Origin of the sequence: Longimicrobium sp. (assembly GCF_048594345.1) — a bacterium.
Lineage (GTDB): Bacteria > Gemmatimonadota > Gemmatimonadetes > Longimicrobiales > Longimicrobiaceae > Longimicrobium.
Genome location: NZ_JBMDXM010000278.1, coordinates 1 through 21,707, shown reverse-complemented (window position 1 = coordinate 21,707; position 21,707 = coordinate 1). Strand labels below are relative to the sequence as shown.

Genomic DNA, 21,707 nt, shown 5'->3' with positions numbered 1-21,707 from the left:
CCGTGTCCTCTGATCTCGGGGTGGGGCCTCCGAGGTGTCGGGTACAGGATCTCGGGAACGGGAAACAGATGGAATGCGGCAGGGGGCCATCCGCGTTTTTTGGGGGAACACCATTCCCGCCATCCACATCGCGCGGCTGCAGGTGCCGAGGGATGAGGATCGGTGGATGCTGTCCGGAGCGCGCCGAAGCCTGTCGATGGCACCATCTGATGCGCGATCTGGAGAACGTTCGGCCCGCTGGCGATCCGACCGGCGCAAGGATCCACAACAACACGCAAATGGGGCCGCGTCGCCGCGACCCTATTCGCATCCCCCATTCATCGTCGATCGAGATCGTTGCTGCCGGCTTGTGGGATTCGGGATCAGACGCCCACCATCTCCCGCTCGGGGACGCCCTCAGTGGGAGCGGCCCAGCGGGACCCGTCCGCGGAGGGTGTGGCCGAGGCGGATGACGCGTCATCCTGCGCATCGTGCTCGCGGCGGACATGGAAGAAGCCGAGCGCGGCGTGCAGGGCCTCGGCCTGGGCGGAGAGCTGTTGGGCGGTGGCCGCCAGCTCCTCGGCGGCGGCGGCGTTGTGCTCGGCAACGCTGTCGACGCGCTCCATCGCCTGCCCGATGGAATCGACGGACGCCGCCTGTTGCGTGGAGGCGCGCGTCACCTCCTGCACGCGCGCCACCGCCGTGCGGATGGCCGGCAGCAGCTCGCCGATCAGCTGCTCGGAGCGGCCGGCCACCTGAAGGCTGCGCACCGCCAGCTCCGCGATCTCCCGTGCCGCCGTGTTGCTGCGCGCGGAGAGCTTTCCAACCTCCTCGGCCACCACGCGAAAACCGCGGCCGTGCTCGCCCGCCCGCGCCGCCTCGATGGCCGCGTTCAGCGACAGCAAGTCCGTCTTGCGGGCGATCTCCTGCACCACCGAGATGCGGGTGGTGATGGCGTGCATCGCCGCCACCGTCTCGTGCACCGCCGCCGCCGCCTCTTCGGCCCGGGCGGCGCCGCGCAGCGCGGCCTCTTCCATCATCCGGCTGTTCTCCGCCGTGCCGGTGACGGAGGCGATCATCTGCTCCAGCGCGTCCCCGGCCGCCTGCACCGAGGCGCCCTGGTCCACCGTCCCCCGTGCCAGGCTCTGTGACGTCGCGCTCAGCTGCGCCGATGCCGCGGACACGGACGCCGCGCCCTCGCGCACCTCGCCGATCACCCCCGCCAGCCGCACGGACATCGCCCCCATGGCGTCTTCCAGCCGCCCGATCTCGTCCGTGCCGCCGCGCTGGGAGCCTGTCGTCAGCTCGCCCCGCGCCACCGCCTCCGCCTGCGACACCGCGCGCCCGATGCGCCGCGCCACCTGCCGTGCCAGGAGCAGCGAAAGCAGGAACGCTACGCCCAGCGCCAGCACCGGCAGCCACGCGGACCGCACCAGCCGCGCCCGCGCGATCCGCACCGCCTCGCCCGCGTCCACGGACGCGACCACGAGCCCGGCGACCAGGTTGTCCGCGTCCAGCACGGGGACCACCGCGGCCATCCGCTCGCCGTCCGCCAGCCAGAACACCGGCGCCTCCCCCGCGCGAAAGCCGCGCAGGCTGTCGGCGAGCGCCGCGGGCGGCTGCCACCGCGCGCCGGCGGACGGCCCTTCCGGCCACGCGGAGTGCACCAGCACCCGGTAGCCGCCCGCCTCGGGGCGCACCAGCGCCAGCCCGTCGTGCGCCGTGCCGGCCGCAGCGTACGGCCAGAAGCTGCGCAGCCGGCGCTGCACCTGCGCGTACGGCAGGCTCATCCGCGGGCCGGCGTCGGATACGGCGCGCACCGTCTGCGCGGGGATGTCGAGCCCGGCGCCGCGCGCCAGCGCCTGCAGCCGTTCGCGGTACGCCTCGCGCACCTGCGTGTGCGTGCTCACGTACGCCGGCACCAGCATCAGCAGCAGCGTGCAGAGCACCACCGCCTGGCTCATGACGATGAGCTGCCACCGCAGCGGCAGCGCGGGCCCTGCACGCAGAACGCCGCCCGGCCAGGAACGCAGGCGAGGCGGCGAAACGGGAACCTTCATGATCTCCGGATGCAGAGGATTGGGTCCACGCCGGTTCCATGCGCGGTTCCGGCGACGGGAAGCATACGCCCCACGCGTAATCCCTCTGCAACGAACGCGTACCGGGCCTGTGCCCGCGCGACCGTCGACGCGGCAGCGCTGAGAAGAATGGGCTCACACGGAGTCAACGGAGTGAACGGAGTTTTCTCGTGCCGTTTCTTCCGGATTCACTCCGAGTCACCAAAGACATGGGCCTCACACAGAGTTAGCAGAGTCAACAGAGTTTTACGTGGCGATTCCGCTGCTCTCGCGGGCTGAAGCAGGATACCAGGTGTCGGGTGCGGATGGGGGATGTCGACGAGGCAGGATCTTTTGTGAGGGCGTCGGAAGCGGGAAGTAGATGGAATGCGGCAGGGGGCCATCCGCGTTTTTGGGGGGAACACCATTCCCGCCATCCACATCGCGTGGCTGCAGGCGCCGAGGGATGAGGATCGGTGGATGCGTCCGGAGCGTAGCGGAAGCACGTCGATCGCACCACCTGATGCGCGATCTGGAGAACCATCGGCCTGCTCGCGATCCGACCGGCGCAACGATCAATAACAACACGCGAACGGGGCCGCGTCGCCGCGGCCCCGTTCGCATCATCCGTCATCCACCGACGCCGAGAATCAGACCTCGCCGTCGTCCAGCAGCTCGTCCACCGAGTCGGGGCCTTCATCCTCCTCGATAAAGTCGTCGGGCTCGTCGCCGGCGTCGTCGTCATCCAGGTCGTCGATGCCAAGCTCCTCCTCCAGCGCTACCGAATCCACCACCTCCTGGCCCTCGGGAATGTCGACCGAGATCGGCTGGGGCTCCTCGTCCTCGTTCACCACGCGCGCCACGTCCATCACCGCGTCCTTGGGACCCAGGTTGATGAGCCGCACGCCCTGCGTGTTGCGCCCGATCACGCGGATCTGGTCCACCGGGCTGCGGATGATGATGCCCTCACGGGTGATCATCATCAGCTCGTCGCCCGGGTGCACCTCCTTGACCGCCACCACGCGACCCGTCTTGTCGCCCGTGCGCAGGTTGATGACGCCCTTGCCGCCGCGGCGCTGGCAGCGGTACGCCTCCAGCACCGTGCGCTTGCCCATCCCCAGCTCGCTGACGACAAGGAGCGACGAGCCGGGCTTGGTCACCACCATCCCGATCACCACGTCGTCGTCCATCAGCGTGATGCCGCGCACGCCCGTGGTGGCGCGCCCCATCTCGCGCACGTCGCGCTCCTCGAAGCGGATGGCCATGCCGTCGCGCGTGGCCAGCACCACGTCGCAGGTGCCGTCGGCCAGGTGCACGCTGATCAGCTCGTCGCCCTCCAGCACGTTCATGGCGTTAAGCCCCACGCGCCGCGGGTTGCCGTAGCTGGCCAGCGACGTCTTTTTCACCACCCCCTTGCGGGTGGCGAAGATAAGCGAGCGGTCGGGGCTGAACGTGCGCACCGGCACCAGCGCCGCGATCTTCTCGTCCGGCGCGATGTTGATCAGGTTCACCACCGGCTTGCCGCGGCTGTTGCGCGAACCGACCGGGATCTCGTGCACCTTGAGCCAGTAGCACTGGCCGTCGCGGGTAAAGAACATCAGGTAGTCGTGGGTGTTGGCCAGGAACAGGTGCTCCACCCAGTCCTCTTCCTTGGTCTTCATCCCTTCGATCCCGCGCCCGCCCCGCGCCTGCGCCCGGTACGTATCCGACGGCACACGCTTGATGTAGCCGCTGTGCGAGACGGTGATCACCATCTCCTCGTCGGGGATCAGGTCCTCGATGGAGAAGCTGCCCGTCATCCCCAGCAGGTCGGTGCGCCGCTCGTCGCCAAACTTGTCCGCGACCTCGTTCAGCTCGTCCTTGATGATCCCCTTGCGGCGATCCAGGTTGGAGAGGATGTCCTCCAGGTCGGCGATGGTCGCGCGCACCTCGCCCAGCTCCGCCTCCAGCTGCTCGATCTCCAGCCCCGTGAGCCGCGCCAGCCGCATGTTCAGGATGGCGTCCGACTGGCGGTCCGAAAGGCCGAAGCGCGTCCGCAGGCTTGCGCCCGCCTCGGCCGTCGTCTCGCTGCCGCGGATGATGGCGATCACCTCGTCGATGTTGTCGACGGCGATCTTGAGGCCTTCCAGGATGTGCTCCCGCTCCTTGGCCTTGCGCAGCTCGAAGGTGGTGCGGCGGATGACCACCTCGTGCCGGTGCTGCACGAAGTGGTGGATGATGTCGCGCAGCCCCAGCACGCGCGGCACCCCGCCCACCAGCGCCAGCATGATCACGCCAAAGGTGCTCTGCAGCTGCGTGTGCTTGTACAGCTGGTTGAGCACGATGTGGGGAATGGCGTCGCGCTTGAGGTCGATCACCACGCGGATCTTCTTGTCGCTCTCGTCGCGCAGGTCGGCGATCCCCTCGATCTTCTTGTCGCGCACCAGCTCGGCGATGTACTCGATCACCCGCGCCTTGTTCACCTGGAACGGCACTTCGGTGATGATGATGCGCTCGCCCTTGCCGCCCTCCTTTTCCTCGATCGTGGCCCGCGCGCGCACCACCACGCGGCCGCGGCCGTGCTCGTACGCCTCGCGAATGCCGTCGATGCCGTAGATCACGCCGCCCGTGGGAAAATCCGGCCCCTTTACGAACTTGTGGAGGTCTTCCCAGGTGCAGTCGGGGTTGTCGATCAGGTGCACGCAGGCCGCCACCACTTCGCGCAGGTTGTGCGGCGGAATGTTGGTCGCCATCCCAACGGCGATGCCGCTGGACCCATTGACCAGAAGGTTGGGGAACTTGGCCGGCAGGACGCGCGGCTCCATGAGCCGGTCGTCGTAGTTGGGCGCAAAGTCCACCGTCTCCTTGTCGATGTCCGCCAGCATCTCCGTGGCCAGCGGGGCCAGCCGCGCCTCGGTGTACCGGTACGCCGCCGCGCTGTCGCCGTCCAGCGAGCCAAAGTTGCCCTGGCCGTCGATGAGCGGGTAGCGCAGGGAAAAGTCCTGCACCATGCGCACGAGGGCGTCGTACACGGACTGGTCGCCGTGCGGGTGGTACTTGCCCAGCACGTCGCCGACCACGGTCGCGCTCTTCTTGTACGGCCGCGTGGGGACCAGGCCGGCCTCCTGCATGGCGTACAGGATGCGCCGGTGCACCGGCTTGAGCCCGTCGCGCACGTCGGGAAGCGCGCGCTGCACGATGACGCTCATCGAGTAATCGAGGAACGACTCGCGCATCTCGGCTTCGATCAGGCGCGGAAGGATGCGAGACGCCGTCGCGGGCATGTCGCCCGCGTTGTCGTCGCCGCCGTCCATGTCGGGGATCTCTGGCGTGAAGTCGTCGGACATTCGTCGCGTCGTGGGACCGTCAGGGAAGTTGCTGCCGCAGACGCGTTTGCGCCGTGCGTAACTGATACCCCGGGTAGGCTGTCCGGTGCCCCGGAAAGAGGGGGGCTGGCAAGGCCCTCAAACTACGCTCTGGACGGGCTTTTCGCCAGTGCGCGCGCAGGTGCGCACACGTGCGCGTGACCGCGCGTGCGTATGCGTACGCGAAGGAGTGCGGGAGTGCGGGAGTGCGGGAGTGCGGGAGCGCGGGTAGCCAGCGTTCAGGCGTCTCTCCGGCAATGTGATATGAAAAGCGCTTCCTCGACCCGAGGTCGGGGAAGCGCCACGTGGACACGCGCGAGCCGCGTTACGGCGCCGGAGGGCTCTCCTGGAGCAGGAAACGGCGGTTCCGCCGCGTCAACGGCGGGCTCAGGAAATCCGGCCCTTCGTGGGTCCGCAGGAACTCCCGCTGTTCTGGCGTCAGCGAGCCGTAAAATCCGGGGCTGTTGCGCATGCGCTGCCGGCCTTCTGCGAGTGTGATCTCGTCGTCCCAATCCAGAATCCAGTAGAGCAGATTTTTGAAAAAGGCGCGGATGCCTCTCGGCCTGACAATCGGTCGCGCCAGAATTTCTTCTGATGTCATGGAAAAAGCTCCTTTTCACAGTACCGTGGAATCCCGGCGCTCCAGATTGTCCTGAATCCCATCCCCTCGTAGTAGGGGAGCAGGTTGCGATCCGGGTTCAGCAGCCGGAGTCTTCGCGCGCCGACCGCCTCTCCGTACGCTCTTGCCACCCCGACGGCGAGGTCCGCGACGTGGCCGCGCAATGGGACGTTCGGTGGTTCCGGCCTTCTCTCCAGATGGGTGAGCGTCACCGTGTGGCGTGACCTGTTGAACCGGCGGCGGGATGCACGTCCGATCGCCAGCCCGCAAAGGTCCTCACCGTACCAGATCGCGACCGGCAACACCGCGGCACGATGTGGAATGCTCTCGACAAGTGAGGGCCACTTCCATCCACCCGAGCCTGAAGGATGAGCTCCGCGCCACGATTGCGCCCACCGCTCAAGCGCGTATGCGTCGATATCGGTGAACTGGAGATTCGGCCCGCACGCTTGCCTTGCCAGCGCATCATGCCTCGCGACGTCGTAGGCATTCGCCCGCATGCGTGCATGCCGGTCGCGTGCCGCCGCGTAGGCCGGCCGAAGCACCGCCAGCCATTCGTCCTGCGCCTCTCGTCGTGCCATCCCCGCTCACCCATGTCGCTCCCTTGGACGTGATCACAGTGAACAGAGCATAACAGCATCCGGAAGCGCCCGGTAGTGCTGGCGGAAAGTGGGCCCGCTACCTGGCCACATAGGCGCGCTTTTCGCCGGTTTCCGTGCCTGCTGAGGCGGATTATGGATGCCTGACGCAAACCGCCCCCGCGGACCCATCGGTCCGCGGGGGCGGTTCGTTCTGCGGGAGCTTGATCCGACGCGTGAGACTAAGACTTCCGGACGCACTCACGCACTCACGCACTCACGCACTTCCGCACCTTCGTACGCCGTACCTTCGTACCGCCCTTACGGCTGCCGGTACGTCCGCACGTTTTCGTCCAGGTTCATGTAGCGGTCGCGCAGCATGGTTTCGCGGCTCACCAGCGGCACCTCGCGGCCGCGGATGATCACGTGCTCCACGGGGGTGAGCAGCTCCAGCGGATCGCCGCCCCACACCACCACGTTGCCCACCTTGCCCACCTCGAGCGTGCCGTAGCGGTCGGCCATCCCGTAGATCTGCGCGGGGTAGAGGGTGATGGCGCGCAGCGCCTCGTCGTACGGAAGGCCGTAGGCCACCGCGTTGCCGGCCTCCTGGCGGATGTTGAAGGCCTTGAACGTCTCGCCGGTGGTGATGGCCACCTGCACGCCGGCGCGCCGCAGCAGCGCCGCGTTGTCGTAGCGGGCGCCCAGCGACTCGAAGCTCTCGGGCAGGTTGCGCAGCACCTTCACCAGCACCGGCACCCGCGCGCGCACCAGGTCGTCGGCCACCATCCACCCCTCGGTGCCGCCGGCGATGATCACCTTCAGGTCGTACTCGTCCGCAAGCCGCAGCACCGTCTGGATGTCGCTGGCGCGGTGTGCCTCCACCACCAGCGGCATCTCGCCGCGCAGCACCGGCTGCAGCGCGGCCAGGTCCAGCCGGCTCACCGAGAACTCGCGCGTTTCGCCGCGCTCGTACGCCTGCGGGTTGCGGTTCCACACCCGCGCGTCCTCCAGCACCTCGCGCAGCCGCATGAACAGCCCGCCGCGCGTGCCGCCGCCCGCCTGGTGCTCGTTCTCGCTCACCGAGGCGAACATGGCCATGGGCGCCTGGCGGATCATCATGTCGCCCACGTTGTTGCCCACCAGGTCGATGCCGATGCCCTGGCCCGCGATCAGCCCGCCCGCGGGACGGCTGACCACCGTGGTCACGCCAGCGATGCGGGTGACGGGGATCACCATGGAGCGGGGGTTGATGCCGTCGGCCACGTTGAAGGCCGCCGCCACCTGGTCCTCGTTGTCCTGAAAGCGGTAGTCGTTGGTGGTGCCCACCGACTCCACTTCGACCAGCGCCATGTTGGTGGACGATTCGATCAGCCCCGGCGTGACGATCTTGCCCGTGGCGTCGATGCGCTGCGCGCCGGCCGGAACGGCGATCCCCGCACCCACCGCGGTAATGCGGCCGTTGGTGATGATGACGGTGCCGTTGGGGATGGCCGGCCCCGAGATGGGGTGGACCGTGCCGCCCGTGATCGCGATGGTCTGCGCCGCCGCCGGGGCGGCCGCCAACGCCGCGGCCGCGGCCGCGGCAAGGAAACGCTTAGTCATTCGAGGCCTCCGCCGGGAAAAGTCCCACCTCGAAGTCGGTGCGGGGCTGCCGCGACGGATCGAGGCGGTCGAACATCAGGGCGCCGTCGATGTACACGCGGTCGGCGCGGGCGTACACGCTGAACGGGTTGTGCGACCAGATCACCACGTCGGCCTGCTTGCCCGGCTCCAGCGTGCCCACCTGCTCGTGGATGCCCAGCGCCCACGCGGCGTTGGCCGTGATCCAGCGCAGCGCGTCGTTCTCGCTGACCTCGATGCCCGCCTCGCGGCCGGCCTGGATGGCCTTGGCGGCCTCCTGGTTCAGCTTCTGGATGCCGGTGGGGTCGTCGGAGTGCACGATGGCGCGGGCGCCGGCCTGGTGCACCATGGCCAGGTTGGCGCGGGTAAAGTCCAGCGCCTCCATCTTGAAGCCCCACCAGTCCGCCCACAGGCTGCCGCTGATGCTGTCGCGGGCCATCAGGTCGCGCACCTTGTACGCCTCGACGCCGTGGTGGAACGAGCGGATGCGGTAGCCGAACTCGCGCGAGATGTCGATCATCTGCGCCATCTCGTCGCCGCGGTAGCAGTGGTTGTGCACCAGGATCTCGCCGCGCAGCACTCCGGCCAGCGTCTCCAGCTCCAGGTCGCGGGCGGGCATGCTGGACGCGTTGCGACCGTTGCTGTTCCACTCGTCGTAGCGGCGCCGGTAATCGGCGGCGCGGATCCACGCGTTGCGGAAACCGGCCACGTTGCCCATGCGGGTGCTGGGGCCGCCGCGCTCGCCGTACACGCGCTTGGGGTTTTCGCCGCACGCCATCTTCAGCCCGTACGGCGCGCCGGGAAACTTCATCCCCTGCGCGGTGCGGCTGGGGACGTTCTTGATCGTCACGCTGCGCCCGCCAAACAGGTTGGCGCTGCCGGGAAGGATCTGCATGGAGGTAATGCCGCCCTCCAGCGCCCGGGTAAAGCCGGGGTCGTGCGGCCAGATCGAGTGCTCGGCCCACACCTCGGCGGTGTTGGGGCTGGTGGCCTCGTTGCCGTCGCTGTGCGCCTGCACGCCGGGGCTGGCGTACACGCCCAGGTGCGAGTGGGTGTCGATGACGCCCGGGGTGACCCACTTGCCCGTCGCGTCCACCACCACCGCGTTGGCGGGGGCCTGCACCGTCTGCCCCACGGCGGCGATCCGGCCATCCACCATCAGCACCTGGCCGTTGGGGATGATCTGCCCCGCCGCCGTCATCACGGTGCCGCCGCGGATGAGCGTGGGCTGCGAGGGAAAGGGACGGTAGGTGGACGGGAACGGGTCTGCCGGCGACTGCGGCGCCGCCTGGGACGCCGGTGTGCTGGCGGGCCGCGCCTGCCCCTGCGAGCAGGCAGCCGTGGCGGCCGCCAGCGCCAGGGCGCACAACGCACGCTTCATGTGCTTCTCCGGAACGCGTTGCGAAGGGTGCGACACGTCGGCGGCCAGGTTTTTTAGCACCCGCAGGCGGACTGCCGGGCCTGGGAGATGTCTGTTGCCGGGGTGTCGCGGGGAAGGACGGCGCATAATGCCGTATACAGGATACAGGTGCAAGGGCATCCGTCCGGTCGCGGCTACGGATCTGCCCGGCGCGAGATCCGCAAAAAGAACATCTCTCACGCGGAGTCGCGGAGGGCGCGGAGGCGCGGAGACACGAAAAGAGGCTCTCCGCGTCTCCATGCCCTCCGCGTGACACCTCTTTGGGGATTCAATGCAAGTCTTTCGAGCTTGTGAAGATCCAGCCTTCGGAGGTGTGATGGTCAGGGCGCCGGGTCTTGACGGAAGAACCCGATCCACCGAAGTTGAGAAAGATTCTCAACCGCATTCTGCTGCTGATCCCCGCCGCCGTTCACCGCGCGTCCGGCCGTGTGGCAGCGCATCCTTCCAGACTCGTGGGCCCGTCCGTGAAGCTGTTTCGCAAGGTGGTGTTCTGGATGCACCTGGTGACCGCCGTGAGCGCGGCGCTGGTGATCCTGCTGATGTCGGTGACGGGCGTGCTGCTGACGTACCAGCGGCAGATGACGGCCTGGGCGGACCTGCGCGGGCTGGAGGCGGGGCCGCCCGCGCCCGGTGCCCCGCGGCTGGCGCCGGACGCCCTGCTGGCGCGCGTGGCGCAGGCGCACCCCGGCAAGCCCACGACGCTCAAGTGGTTCGCGGATGCGGACGCGCCGGCGCAGGTGGCGTTCGGGCGGGAGAAGACGCTGTTCGTGAGCGCCTACACGGGCCAGGTGCTGAGCGAAGGCCACGCCGGCATGCGCGGCTTCTTTCGCAAGGTGGTGGCGCTGCACCGCTGGGTGGGGGCCGAGAGCGAGGAAAAGCGCGAACTGGGCAAGTCCATCAGCGGCGCGGCCAACCTTGCCTTTCTGTTCCTGGTGATCAGCGGCCTGTACCTGTGGTTCCCCCGCAACTGGACGCGCAAGGCGTTCCGCAACGTGGCGTGGTTCCGCAAGGGCCTCACCCCCAAGGCGCGCGACTTCAACTGGCACCACGTCATCGGCATCTGGTCGCTGGTGCCGCTGTTCGTGATCGTGGTCTCGGGCGTCGTGATCTCCTATCCCTGGGCGGGCAACCTGGTCTACCGCGTGGTCGGCGACACTCCGCCGCCGCCCCAGGGCGAGGGCCGCGCGCCGGGCGGACCGGGCGCGGCGGGCGGAGCGTCCGCGGCGGCGCGGCCCTCGGGTGAGCGGGGCGGGCAGGGCGAGCGCGGCGGGCGGGGCGGCGGTGATGCGAAGCCGCCGGTGTCTCTGGACGGGATCGGCACGCTGGCCGCGCGGGCGGAGCGGCAGGTGGAGGGATGGCGCAGCATCACGCTCACGCTCCCCAAGGAGGCCGCCGAGCCGATCGCCTTCTCCATCGATCGCGGGGATGGCGGGCAGCCGCACAAGCGCGCCTCGCTGGCGCTGAACCCGGCGACGGGCGAGGTGAGCAAGTGGGAGCCGTTCCCCTCGCAGTCGCCTGGGCGGCGGCTGCGCGGCATCCTGCGCTTTGCGCACACGGGCGAGGTGCTGGGGATTCCGGGGCAAACGCTGGCGGGACTGGTGTCACTGGGCGCCGCGTTCCTGGTGTGGACGGGCCTGGCGCTCACGTGGCGCCGCTATCGCCAGTGGCGCGCCCCGAAGCGTCCCGCCCCTGTCTCGCGCCGCCCCGAGCCGCTGGAGGAGGCGGAGACGGTCGGGGTGTGATTCGTCGGCCTCCCGCCGTCACGCGGGCGTGTTCTAGCGCGAGGTCCGTTCGGTCCGGCGAGGAGCATGTGGCGTGCATGCAGGTGAAGCCCCGTTCGGCAAGCGCAAGCGAGCCGAGACGGGGCTTATGGCATTCATAGCCCCGGGCTTTAGCCCGGGGGACCGGAGGCGGGGCACACATCCATCCAACACGACCGGCGCCGTGCGGGGCACACATCCATCAACCCGCCTACGGACCGTCACCCCCACACCCGTTCACTCCCACACCCGTTCACCCCCACACCCGTTCACCCCCACACCCGTTCACCCTCACACCCCCACACCCTGCCCCACCCCCGGCACAACCCCTGCACCTGCGCCGCGCGCCGAAAAATCCGCATCCATCAACCCGCAGGCAGGGAAGTTCGATATGCTGGACCGCAACCCGCTGGCCGGCCCCGACCCGTCCGGCAAGCAGACCGACCAGTCGTACCCCGGCACCGACGACGCCCTCAAGCCCGGCGCCGACCACGGCGAAACCAGCTACCAGGGGTGCGGCAAGCTGGAGGGGCTGGCCGCCGTCATCACCGGCGGCGACAGCGGCATCGGGCGCGCGGTCGCCATCTGCTTCGCAAAGGAAGGCGCCGACGTGGCCATCGGCTACCTGTCGGAAGCGGAGGACGAGGACGCGCAGGAGACGCGGCGGCAGGTGGAGGCGGCGGGGCGAAAGTGCATCGTGCAGCGGCTGGACGTGCGCGAAAAGCAGGCGTGCACCGACTTTGTGGACCGCGCGGCCAGGGAGTTCGGGCGGCTGGACATCCTGGTGAACAACGCCGCCTATCAGATGGAACAGGAGAAGCTGGAGGACGTGACCGAAGAGCAGCTGGACCGCACCTTCAGGACGAACATCTTCGGCTACATCTACATGGCCCAAGCGGCGCTCAAGCACCTCAAGGCCGGCGGCGTGATCCTGAACACCGGCTCCGTGACGGCGCTGGAGGGGAACCCCGGGCTTATCGACTACTCCGCCACCAAGGGCGCCATCCACACCTTTGCCAAGGCGCTGGCGCAGAGCGTCGCCGACAAGGGGATCCGCGTGAACGTGGTGGCGCCCGGCCCGGTGTGGACGCCACTGATCCCGTCGACGCTGGAAGACGAGCACGTAAAGAAGTTCGGCCAGGACAGCATGTGGAAGCGGGCGGCGCAGCCGGTGGAGATCGCCGCCGGCTTCGTCTACCTGGCGTCGGCCGACGCGCGCTACATCTCCGGCGAGGTGCTGGCGATCACGGGCAAGACCAGCAGCCGCTGATGGCGCGCATCGGCTACCACGCCAGCCACGAGCAGTACGCGCCGGGCGAACTGCTGCGGCTGGTGCGGCGCGCGGAACAGGCGGGGTTCGGAAGCGGGATGTGCTCGGACCACTTTCACCCCTGGGGCGAAACGCAGGGGCACAGCGGGTTCGCGTGGAGCTGGCTGGGCGCCGCGCTGCAGGCCACGTCGCTCTCCTTCGGCGTGGTCACGGTGCCGGGCGGCTGGCGCTACAGCCCGGCCATCATCGCGCAGGCGGCGGCCACGCTGGCGGAGATGTATCCGGGCCGCTTCTGGATCGCCCCCGGCAGCGGCGAGCTGCTGAACGAGGGGATCACCGGCCAGCGCTGGCCCACCAAGGCCGAGCGCAACGCCCGGCTGCGCGAAGGCGTCGACATCATCCGCGCCCTGTGGACGGGGGAGACGGTGACGCACCACGGGCTGATCACCGTGGAGGAAGCGCGCATCTACTCGCTCCCCAAGGAGCCGCCCAGGATCGTGGGCGCGGCGCTCAGCCCGCAGACGGCGGAGTGGATGGGCGGATGGGCGGACGGGATGATCACCGTCGTGGGCACGCGGGAATCGATGCAGGGGATGATCGACGCCTTTCGCCGCGGTGGCGGGGAGGGGAAGCCCATCTACCTGCAGGCGCAGCTTTCCTGCGCGCGGACGGAGGAAGAGGCGCTGCACGGGGCGTGGGAGCAGTGGCGCACCCTCAACCTGCCCAGCCCCGTGCTCTCCGACCTGCGCCTGCCCTCCCACTTTGACGCGGCGGGCGCGTCGCTGAGCAAAGAAGACGTGAAGAAGAAGATGCGCGTTTCCGCGGACGTGGAGCAGCACCTGGAGTGGCTGGCCGGCGACGTGGAGATGGGCTTCGAGGAGATCAACCTGCACTGCGTGCACCGCGACCAGCAGGAGCGGTTCATCGACGTGTTTGGCGAGCGCGTCCTGCCGCGGCTGGCGAAACGTTGACGTAGGGCCGCTCCCCCGCTCCTTTGAGTGCGGAACCAACCCATGACCACGCCTGGAACCCCGATACGCCGATGAGCCGTCCGCCTTTCGCGATCGCCGCCGTCCTTCTCCTTTCCGCCGGCGCCGCCGCCTGCGCGCCCCAGTGCACCTGTCCCGCCACCGTGCCCGCGCCCGCCGGCGTGATCGCCGTGGCCACGCCCGGCGCGCCGCAGCCCGTTGTGGGCGGTCCGCTGCGCATCGTGAATGAGGAGAAGGTGCTGGAGCAGATGCGGAGCGTGTATCCGCCCAGCATGGCGTCCGCCGGCGTCCGGGGCGACGCGCTGATGGAGGTTACGCTCGACGAGAACGGCACCGTGCAATCGGCCACGGACATCCGTGTGAGCAACACGAACTTCCGGGTCCCCGCGCTCACCATTGCCCACGGGCTGCAGTTCAGCGCGCCGCCGGCGGCTGGAACCGTGGTGCGCGTCCGCCTGCGCTGGGCCCTCTCCGGCCTTCGCGTCGAGATCGTGCAGCCCTGACGCTGGGCGTGCGGGAAAGCAACCCGCGAGACACGGATGGAGTTCGTCCACCGCCGCGGCAGGGTCGCGGCGGTGGAATCGTCATTTTGAGCCCGGTGCAGCGATGACGCAGGGGATCGAGGGCGGCGGGGCGGGGGAGGGGCCGGCGTGGTGGCAGCGCGGCGTCATCTACCAGATCTATCCCCGCTCGTTCCAGGACACGGACGGCGACGGCGTGGGCGACCTGCGCGGCATCGTCCAGCGGCTGGACTACCTGCGGTGGCTGGGTGTGGACGCGGTGTGGATCAGCCCGTTCTATCCCTCGCCCATGGACGACTTTGGCTACGACGTCACCGACCACCGCGCCGTGGACCGCGCCTACGGCAGCATGGTGGATTTCGGGCGGATCGTGGAGCAGGCGCACGCGCGCGGCATCCGCGTGATCGTGGACTACATCCCCAACCACACCTCGTTCCGCCACCCGTGGTTCGTGGAGGCGCGCGCCGCCCGCCACAACCGCCGCCGCGACTGGTACGTCTGGCGCGACCCGGCGCCGGATGGCGGGCCGCCCAACAACTGGCTCAGCGCGTTCGGTGGCAGCGCGTGGGAGTGGGACGCGCCCACGGGGCAGTACTACCTGCACACCTTTCTCCGCGAGCAGCCGGACCTGAACTGGCGCAACACGGCGGTGGAGGTGGAGATGCTGGACGTGCTCCGCTTCTGGCTGGACCGCGGCGCGGACGGCGTGCGGGTGGACGCCATCCAGGTGGTGATGAAAGATGCCGGTTTCCGCGACAATCCGCCCAATCCTAACTACCGCGAGGGGGTGGATGATCCGTACGACGCGCTGCTCCGCCAGCACTCCGCCGACCGCCCGGACGTGCACGCACTGATCGAGCGGATGCGGCAGGTGGTGGAGGGGTACGACGGCCGTGTGCTCATCGGCGAGATCTACAACGAGGTGGAGCGGATGATGGCGTACTACGGCCAGGATGGCCGTGGCGTGCACTTTCCCTACAACTTCCAGCTCATCAAGCTCCCCTGGAACGCGCGGACCATCGACGCGGCCGTGCGGCGTTACGAAGAGCTGCTTCCCCCCGGTGCGTGGCCCAACTGGGTGCTGGGCAACCACGACAGGCACCGCATCGCCAGCCGCGTGGGCCCGGCGCAGGCGCGCGTGGCCGCCATGCTGCTGCTCACCCTGCGCGGCACGCCCACCGTCTACTACGGCGACGAGATCGGGATGCGCGACGTTCCCATCCCGCCCGACCGGGTGCAGGACCCGTGGGAAAAGAACCTTCCCGGCCGCGGCCTGGGGCGCGACCCCGAGCGCACGCCCATGCAGTGGAGCGCCGAACCCAGCGCCGGCTTCACCACCGGCGAGCCCTGGCTCCCCGTCGCCGCCGACTTCGCGGCGAACAACGTGGCCGCGCAGCGGGTAGACCCCGCCTCCATGCTCGCCCTGCACCGCGCGCTGATGGACCTGCGCCGCCGCGAGCCCGCCCTCTCCGTGGGCGATTGGGCGCCGGTGGATGCGCAGGGCGACGTGCTCGCCTACCTGCGCTCGCACGGTGATTCGCGCTTTCTGATCGCGCTGAACCTTGGTGCCGAGCCCGCGTCCCTGGGCTTCGAGGGAGCGGGCGAAACGGTGCTGAGCACGCTGCCGGAGACGGAGGGCGGACGCGTGGAGCAGACGATCGAACTGCGTGGCGACGAGGGCGTGATCGTGAGGCTGGATTAGTCCACCGAATCAGACCGGGAGAATGTTGATGCGGATGATGATGATCGCGCTGGCCGCCATCCTGTTCGCGGCGCCGCTTGCCGCGCAGCCGGGCGAGCCCGCGGCGGCCACGGACGCGTGGATGCGGATGCCCGTGCCGGATGCGCGGCTGCGCGTGGACCTCACGTCCGCGCCCGCGGGGGAGCGCGATGCCACGGCGTGGGCCGCGCGATCGAGCGTGCAGTGGATGTTCATCGGGGCCGCTGTTGGCTGCGCGGCCGGCGCGCTGGTGATGCACAGCGGCGCGGACGAGGGTGAGAAGGCCGCCGTCGCCTTCAACGGCTGCATCCTGGGTGGTTCGGCGGGGATCTTTCTGGGCGGCGTGTACGGTCTGCTCACCGGCGGATAGGAGCTGAGGCGCGAGCGGTGGAGATGAGCGGGTGCGGATGAGTGGGTGAGGATGAGTGGGTGAGGACGAATGGGTGAGGATGAGTGGGTGAGGATGAGCGGGTGAGGATGACCGGGTGAGGATGAGCAGATGCGGATGAGCAGATGCGGATGAGCGGGTGAGGGTGAGTGGGTGAGGATGAGCGGGCGAGGATGAGCGGGCGAGGATGAGCAGATGCGGATCAGCGTGGGATGAGCGGGTAAACCCGCTGCTGGGAAAGCGATAAGCCCCGTCCGGCTCGCTTGCGCTCGCCAGACGGGGCTTCAACTGCACGTGGGGGGGCGATCCGTCGCGCCTCGCCACGAATCGTCATTTCGAAGGAGCGCCACCCCAGCGGGTTCCCTGGTTGCGGACGCGCAACCGCCTGGGACGCCGCACCCACCCATGCCGCCGAGTCCGCGCAGGCGGACTTTGTGTAGTTGTTGCAGCGAATTTATTCGCCCTTGCGGGTCCCGCGCGAACCTCCTGGAAACGCCGCACGACCAAGCCCCTACGGCTGCCCCAGCGCCCGCAGCCGCTCCTGCGCGCCGCGGTGGTTGGGCTGCAGCGTGACCGCGTGGCGGTACTGCTCGATGGCGCGGTCGCGCTCGCCCAGCGCCTCCAGCGTGCGCCCCAGCTCGAACGCCGCGCCGGCGGAGTTGGGGAACTGCTCCACGTTCAGTTCCAGGATGCGCCGCGACTCCGCCTGCCGCCCCTGCGCCGCCAGGCGCGTGGCCAGCGTGTTCAGCGACCGCTCGCCAAAGTCGTACGTGAAACGGCCGTAGTACTGCGTCCGCAGCGCGCGGTATGCCGCCACGGCGGAATCCGCGCCCTGCGTGCGCGCCACCGTCAGCAGCGTGTCCTCCAGCATCAGCGGGCGGGGCGCGCCGCGGTGGCAGGTCACGCATCCCACCGCCATCGGGTTCTCGCCCAGCTCCGGGATCTCCGGAAGCAGCTCGCCGTTGATCTCCCGAACCATCCGCATCATCCCGCGCGCCACGTCCTTGGCCGGCTTTGCGTCCGAGGCAAAATTCAGCGAGTCGGGCTTGGCCGGGTCGTACGGAACGTGGCAGTGGGCGCAGCGCACGCCCAGCGCGCCGGTAAAGTTGCGCATTACCGCGATCAGCGCGTCGTGCGAGATGGTGTCCGGCAGAACCTGCAGGTTCTGGTGCTCGCTCTCCCCCGACGCCGCGCCGTTGGCGGTTGGGCGGGACGCCTGCCCCGCGCACGCCGAAAGCGCGGCCATCAGCAGCACGGTGCGGAATACGGTCTTGGCGGGCATGGGGATCTCGGTCGATGAGGACGCGCGGCGCCGTACAACCGGCGAGGGAAAGCCGGCGGGCTGCGGATGCGGAGGGATGACGCAAATCACGTACTTTCCTTCTCCGCCGCGTGCGCGCGGATGCACGGCTGCATCGGCGCCGGCTGCGCGGATGCGGGTTCACGGCCGCCGCGTCCAGCATCCATCTTCGGGTGAACGGGTGAACGGGTGAACGGGTGAACGGGTGAACGGGTGAACGGGTGAACGGGTGAACGGGTGAACGGGTGAACGGGTGAACGGGCGAACGGGCGAACGGGCGAGCGGGGGAGCACTACGGCGGAGTCTGGTGGACCCGCGGCTGGAAAAGCGAAAGCCCCGCGAACTGCGCGGGGCTTTGTGGGATGCATGGTCGTCTGTTCGGCGGGCAGATGCGGCTACAGTCCGCGCAGGCGGACTTCGTGACGTTCCAGCCGCGGTTTCAACCGCCGGGGAAGAGCCGGCCGGCGCACTCCCTCAACCTGAATCCACCCATCACCTGTCACCCGTTCACCCCGCCACCCGTTCCCCCCTTCACCTACACACCCGCCGCCATCCACCCGGGCAGGTCCCGCACCAGCTTTTGCGTGTTCACGGGCTTTACGACGTACGCGGCGCAGCCGGCCGCCAGGCACGCCCGGCGGTCCGCCTCCTCGTCGCGGCCGGTCACGGCCACGACGGCGATGGAGGCCGTGTGCGGCTCGGCCTTCATCCGTCGCACCACGTCCAGCCCCGTCATGTCGGGAAGGCCCATGTCCAGCAGCACCAGGTCCGGCACCCGCTCCTCCGCCAGGCGCAGCGCGTCCGTGCCGTTCTCCGCGCCCAGCACCGTGTAGCCGGCGTCCTCCAGCAGAATGGTGAACGCGTCGCGGATGGCGTCGCTGTCCTCCACCAGCAGAACCGTCTTCATCCCCGGATCCGCGCTCACGCGTCCGTCCCGCCGTTGACGAGCTCTTCCGGCATCCCCGCCGCGTGCACCGACGGCAGCGTAAAGAAAAAGCGGCTTCCCTCGCCCAGCGTGCTCTCCACCCAGATGCGCCCGCCGTGCAGCTCCACGAAGCGCCGGGCGATGGAAAGCCCCAGCCCCGTGCCGTGGTGCACCCGCGCCCGCGACGCGTCCACCTGCGCGAACTCGCGGAAGATCAGCTCGTGGTGCTCGGGGTCGATGCCGATGCCGCTGTCCCGCACCTCCACCAGCAGCCAGCCGGGCTGCCCGGGCGCCGGCTGCGCCTCCACCTTCACCCAGCCGCCCTCGGGGGTGAACTTGATGGCGTTGCCGATCAGGTTTCCCAGCACGTGCGCCACCTTGTCCCGGTCCGCCCACGCCGCGGGGATGTCGCCGTCGTACTCCGTGGTGAACGAAAGGCCCTTTCGCTCCAGCAGCGAGCCGTTCATCTCGCGCACGTTCTCCACCACGTCGTGCAGGCGGAACTCGGCGGGGCGGATGTCGATGGCGGGGGCGTTGGTGCGCGCGTAGGTCAGGATCTCCTCGATCATCGCCAGCAGCTGCCGGCAGCTGCCGATCATCGATTCGATGGCCTCGCGTTGCCGCGGGCTGATCTCGCCCAGCAGCCCGTCGCGCAGGATCTCGCCGTAGGTGACGATGGCCGTGAGCGGCGTGCGCAGCTCGTGCGACACGTTGGTGAGGAACTGGCTTTTGGCCACGTCCAGGTTGCGCAGCTCCAGCACCGCGCGCTCCAGCTCCTGCACGCGGCCGGCCACCTCGCGCACGGAGGGCGGCGTGCCGGGAAGGCCGTCGATCTCCAGGACGATGCCGGGCGCGGACTCCGCGCGCGGCGCGTCCACGATGCGGAAACCCTCGCGGGCAAGCACCTCGCGCAGGCGCTCCGCGGTCGCTTGATCGCCCTGAAGGTAAAGGCGGAGGTCGTCCATGCGGGTCGAAGAGGGGGGAACCTTTGTAGGCGCCAATCTAGACGGCGCCTGGCGCCGCTGCAAGCAGGTCGTCTCCTTCTACCTGCTCCGCCAGCAGCTGGCGCCGCTGGAGCGCCGCGTACACGCCACCGGCTCGCAGCAGCTCCGCGTGCGTTCCGCGCTCAACCAGCCGCCCGCCATCCATCACCAGGATGACGTCCGCGTTCATCACCGCCGTTACCCGGTGGCTCACGATCAGGCTGGTACGCCCTTCGAACACGCGGCGCAGCCCCTGAAGAATCCCGTGCTCCGTGTGCGTATCCACCGCGCTCAGGGCGTCGTCCAGCACCAGGATGGGCGCGTCTCGCGCCACCGCACGGGCAAGCGCCGCGCGCTGCTTTTGCCCGCCGCTCAGGTTGATGCCGCGCTCCCCCAGCACCGTGTCGTATCCGCCGGGAAAGGATTCGACCGTGGTGTCCAGCTCCGCCACCCGCGCCGCGCCCCGGATGCGCTCCAGCCGCCGCGCCTCGTCCGCCTCGTCAAAGCCCAGCGCCAGGTTCTCGGCGATGGTGTCGGAGAACAGAAAGGTGTCCTGCGGCACCAGCGCCACCGCCTCGCGCAGACGCTCCAGCTTCCACTGCGTCAGCGGAATGCCGTCCACCCGCACCTCGCCCTCCGTGGGGTCGTACAGCCGCGTGAGCAGCGAAACCACGGTGGATTTTCCCGATCCCGTGGGGCCGACCACCGCGACGGTGGCGCCCGCGGGGACGCGGAACGAAACGTCCTGCAGCACCGCCCGCTCCGTGCCGGGGTAGCGGAAGGTGACGCCGGCGAACTCGATCTCGCCGCGCACCGCCGCGGGCGACACGGCGCCGGGCGCGTCCTGGATGGACGGGCGCGTCTCCAGCACCCGTGACACGCGGCCCATCGACGCCGCGCCACGCTGGAACAGGTTCACCACCCACCCCAGCGCGATCATCGGCCAGGAAAGCATCCCCAGGTAGATGAGGAAGATGACCAGGTCGCCCACCGTGATGCGGCCGGCGACCATCGCCCGTCCGCCCACCCACAGCGCCACCGCCATCCCCAACCCGGCGAGAAGGCCCAGCGAGGGAAAGAAGAGGCCCTGCGTGCGCGCCAGGTCCACGTTGCGGCGCATGGACTCGTGCGCCAGCGCGCGAAAGCGCGTGGTCTGCGCCGCCTCCTGCCCGTACGCCTTGACGATGCGCTGCCCCGCCAGGTTCTCCTGCGCCATGGTGCTCAGAATCCCCAGCTGCTCCTGGATCTTTTCGAAGCGGCTGTGGATCAGGTTGCCAAAGCCCACCGTCACCGGCGGCAGCAGCAGCAGGGGGATCAGGGAGATGAGCGTCATCCACGGGTCGATCATCGCCATCCGCACGATGGCGAAGGCGCCAAAGACCAGCGTGTTGACCAGGTACATGTACGCAGGCCCCGCCACCATCCGCACCGCGGAGATGTCGTTGGTGGCCCGCGACATGATCTCGCCCGTGGGATTGGTGGCGTAGAACCCGGCGTCCAGCCGCAGCAGGCGGGCAAAAAAGTCGTCGCGCAGGTCCAGCTCGACCTTGCGGCTGATGCCGTTCAGGATCTGCCGCATGTAGAAGCGCCCCACGCCGGCGACCACGGCCAGAAGCGCGGAGAACAGCGCGTACCTGCCTACGACGGAGCGCGTGGCACCCGGCTCCGCCAGGGCGTCCACCCCCGCCTTGATGTACTCCAGGCTGGCGACGTTCACCGCGTTGGACACCACCACCGTCCCCAGCCCCACGGCAATGGCGCCGCGGTAGCGCCGCAGGTACGGCAAAAGCGCCTTCAATTCTCGCATGAATCCCGCTTGTAGCAGCTTTGAGGCATCTGATGTAGCAGTGGGGCACGCCCATTGCCCCTCTGGTGTACTCAACCGGGGGGCGCGCCGAGAAGTGCATCGTACCCTGCCCCCGACTGGAAAGCAAGCAACCACGCGGGTAAAGGAGCAGTTTGATGACGCGTAGAAACCTGGCCCTGGCGTTCGCGCTGGCCCTGCCGGTGTCCTCTCTGTTGGTCGCCTGCGGCGGCGGTGAGGACACTACCGACCGGGCGGCGCTGGAGCGCGAGGCTCTGGAGCGCGATCTGGACCTGGCCCTCAAGCCGGACACCACCCCCGAGGTGGCGCTGACGGACGTGGCCCTGGCCGGCGGCACCGGCGCGCCCACCGTGGCCCCCGCGCCGGGCCAGCCGCGGACGCCCGCGCCGGCCCCGCAGGCCGCCGCCCC

General features: G+C 69.3%; 16 protein-coding genes and 1 pseudogene. 7 read left to right on the top strand and 10 right to left on the bottom strand.

Annotation, left to right across the window (positions count from 1 at the left end; translation table 11 throughout):
- Positions 1-362 precede the first annotated feature (362 nt).
- The 6 genes from ACOJUJ_RS28910 to ACOJUJ_RS28885 form a co-directional block, all read right to left on the bottom strand.
- Positions 363-2,039 (bottom strand): methyl-accepting chemotaxis protein, encoded by a 1,677-nt coding sequence (locus tag ACOJUJ_RS28910; protein WP_420130399.1) that lies wholly within the window; start codon positions 2,037-2,039, stop codon positions 363-365.
- Positions 2,040-2,686: 647 nt separating this feature from the next.
- Complete coding sequence (gene gyrA, locus ACOJUJ_RS28905) at positions 2,687-5,299, bottom strand: DNA gyrase subunit A (protein WP_420130449.1); 2,613 nt, start codon at positions 5,297-5,299, stop codon at positions 2,687-2,689.
- Positions 5,300-5,705: 406 nt separating this feature from the next.
- Positions 5,706-5,981 carry a hypothetical protein gene (locus tag ACOJUJ_RS28900; RefSeq protein ID WP_420130398.1) on the bottom strand — a complete coding sequence of 92 codons (276 nt, stop codon included), beginning with the start codon at positions 5,979-5,981 and terminating at the stop codon, positions 5,706-5,708.
- The gene (locus ACOJUJ_RS28895; RefSeq protein ID WP_420130397.1) at positions 5,978-6,580 is read right to left on the bottom strand and encodes a hypothetical protein; all 603 of its coding nucleotides are present in this window, start codon (positions 6,578-6,580) and stop codon (positions 5,978-5,980) included. Before ACOJUJ_RS28895 ends, ACOJUJ_RS28900 begins: the two co-directional genes overlap by 4 nt.
- A gap of 318 nt (positions 6,581-6,898) precedes the next feature.
- Positions 6,899-8,179 (bottom strand): amidohydrolase family protein, encoded by a 1,281-nt coding sequence (locus ACOJUJ_RS28890; RefSeq protein WP_420130396.1) that lies wholly within the window; start codon positions 8,177-8,179, stop codon positions 6,899-6,901.
- Entirely contained in the window at positions 8,172-9,578 is a 1,407-nt protein-coding gene (locus ACOJUJ_RS28885) for an amidohydrolase (protein ID WP_420130395.1), read from the bottom strand. The genes ACOJUJ_RS28890 and ACOJUJ_RS28885 overlap by 8 nt, the downstream gene beginning before the upstream one ends.
- Positions 9,579-10,081: 503 nt before the next feature.
- Between ACOJUJ_RS28885 and ACOJUJ_RS28880 the strand changes: the two genes are divergently transcribed.
- From ACOJUJ_RS28880 to ACOJUJ_RS28855, 6 genes are all read left to right on the top strand, one after another.
- Positions 10,082-11,359, top strand: a complete 1,278-nt coding sequence (locus tag ACOJUJ_RS28880; RefSeq protein WP_420130394.1) for a PepSY-associated TM helix domain-containing protein — start codon at positions 10,082-10,084, stop codon at positions 11,357-11,359.
- Between the two features lie 409 nt (positions 11,360-11,768).
- The gene (locus tag ACOJUJ_RS28875) at positions 11,769-12,647 is read left to right on the top strand and encodes an SDR family oxidoreductase (RefSeq protein ID WP_420130393.1); all 879 of its coding nucleotides are present in this window, start codon (positions 11,769-11,771) and stop codon (positions 12,645-12,647) included.
- Positions 12,647-13,618 carry a TIGR03885 family FMN-dependent LLM class oxidoreductase gene (locus ACOJUJ_RS28870; RefSeq protein WP_420130392.1) on the top strand — a complete coding sequence of 324 codons (972 nt, stop codon included), beginning with the start codon at positions 12,647-12,649 and terminating at the stop codon, positions 13,616-13,618. Before ACOJUJ_RS28875 ends, ACOJUJ_RS28870 begins: the two co-directional genes overlap by 1 nt.
- A 71-nt stretch (positions 13,619-13,689) precedes the next feature.
- Positions 13,690-14,139 carry a hypothetical protein gene (locus ACOJUJ_RS28865; protein WP_420130391.1) on the top strand — a complete coding sequence of 150 codons (450 nt, stop codon included), beginning with the start codon at positions 13,690-13,692 and terminating at the stop codon, positions 14,137-14,139.
- Between the two features lie 103 nt (positions 14,140-14,242).
- Positions 14,243-15,859, top strand: coding sequence for an alpha-amylase family glycosyl hydrolase (locus tag ACOJUJ_RS28860; RefSeq protein WP_420130390.1), 1,617 nt, complete (start codon positions 14,243-14,245; stop codon positions 15,857-15,859).
- Positions 15,860-15,887: 28 nt separating this feature from the next.
- Positions 15,888-16,247, top strand: a complete 360-nt coding sequence (locus tag ACOJUJ_RS28855; RefSeq protein WP_420130389.1) for a hypothetical protein — start codon at positions 15,888-15,890, stop codon at positions 16,245-16,247.
- 529 nt (positions 16,248-16,776) lie between these two features.
- On the opposite strand, the gene ACOJUJ_RS28850 is transcribed toward ACOJUJ_RS28855, so the two are convergent.
- From ACOJUJ_RS28850 to ACOJUJ_RS28835, 4 genes are all read right to left on the bottom strand, one after another.
- Positions 16,777-17,547, bottom strand: a complete 771-nt coding sequence (locus ACOJUJ_RS28850) for a c-type cytochrome (protein WP_420130388.1) — start codon at positions 17,545-17,547, stop codon at positions 16,777-16,779.
- Positions 17,548-18,100: 553 nt separating this feature from the next.
- A complete protein-coding gene (locus tag ACOJUJ_RS28845) occupies positions 18,101-18,472 on the bottom strand; it encodes a response regulator (protein WP_420130387.1) in 372 nt (123 codons plus the stop codon).
- Positions 18,473-18,486: 14 nt separating this feature from the next.
- A complete protein-coding gene (locus ACOJUJ_RS28840) occupies positions 18,487-19,455 on the bottom strand; it encodes a sensor histidine kinase (RefSeq protein WP_420130386.1) in 969 nt (322 codons plus the stop codon).
- A 37-nt stretch (positions 19,456-19,492) separates the two neighbouring features.
- Positions 19,493-21,280 (bottom strand): ABC transporter ATP-binding protein, encoded by a 1,788-nt coding sequence (locus ACOJUJ_RS28835; RefSeq protein ID WP_420130385.1) that lies wholly within the window; start codon positions 21,278-21,280, stop codon positions 19,493-19,495.
- Between the two features lie 155 nt (positions 21,281-21,435).
- On the opposite strand from ACOJUJ_RS28835, the pseudogene ACOJUJ_RS28830 reads away from it, so the two are divergent.
- A pseudogene (locus ACOJUJ_RS28830) lies at positions 21,436-21,707 on the top strand (hypothetical protein); the annotation flags it as partial.